Annotated in this window: 2 protein-coding genes; both read left to right on the plus strand. The window is 47.8% G+C overall.

Annotation, left to right across the window (positions count from 1 at the left end; genetic code table 11):
* The first annotated feature begins 338 nt into the window (after positions 1-338).
* Positions 339-551 (plus strand): hypothetical protein, encoded by a 213-nt coding sequence (locus tag A3757_RS24720; protein ID WP_068514868.1) that lies wholly within the window; start codon positions 339-341, stop codon positions 549-551.
* A gap of 28 nt (positions 552-579) precedes the next feature.
* A partial coding sequence (locus A3757_RS28225) for a cation:proton antiporter (RefSeq protein WP_369819612.1) occupies positions 580-765 on the plus strand: 186 nt, incomplete at its 3' end.

Here is a 765-nt window from a genome sequence, read left to right on the forward strand (position 1 = left end):
GTTTTGAGAGTGACAGTGGTGCTCTACACACGACCCCTGCAGCGGCAGCTTCCTCTGCTGAGGCACCTGCTTTTGCAGAGTTTGTTACACAAGCAGCATCTTTCGTATTAAATGACGGTGAAGAAATCACTGTTGGGGATAGTGACCTGATAGTCGACGCCGAATAAAATGTAAGGAAACTAAAAGCCTCCGGCCTAACACCCGGAGGTTTTTTTTGCCCTTAAACCTCATCACTAATTGAGCTAGCTCAACCCCCTCTTCCCAAACTCAAGTCATACTAAGCACGTCCAAACTCAATACCAGCCCGACTTCAAAGCCAAAAAGCCGGGAGTGCGCATTTGGAAATTGCTGACGTCTTACTCGACATCCTTATCATTCTTGTTGTCGCCAGGGTGCTTGGCGATATTTCTCGCTATTTTGGCGCACCGAGTGTTATTGGCGAACTCTGCGCTGGCATTTTGATTGGCCCGAGCTTATTCGCATGGGTAGAGGTCAACGAGATTATATTTTTCTGGGCGAAATTGGCGTCATTCTATTGCTGTTTGACGTAGGATTGGAGACTGACCTAGGGAAGCTTGTATCCTCAGGCAAAAGTCTACTGTCGTGGCGCTAGGAGGCTTTATCGCGCCCTTTCTTGGTGGCTTTGCGGCAAGTTACTGGTACTTTGAACTATCACTACTTGTATCACTGTTTATCGGCGGAACCTTAACCGCCACCAGCATTGGCATCACCATTCGAACACTTTCAGATCTTAACCGACACCAA

The sequence above is a fragment of the Oleiphilus sp. HI0117 genome (assembly GCF_001635235.1).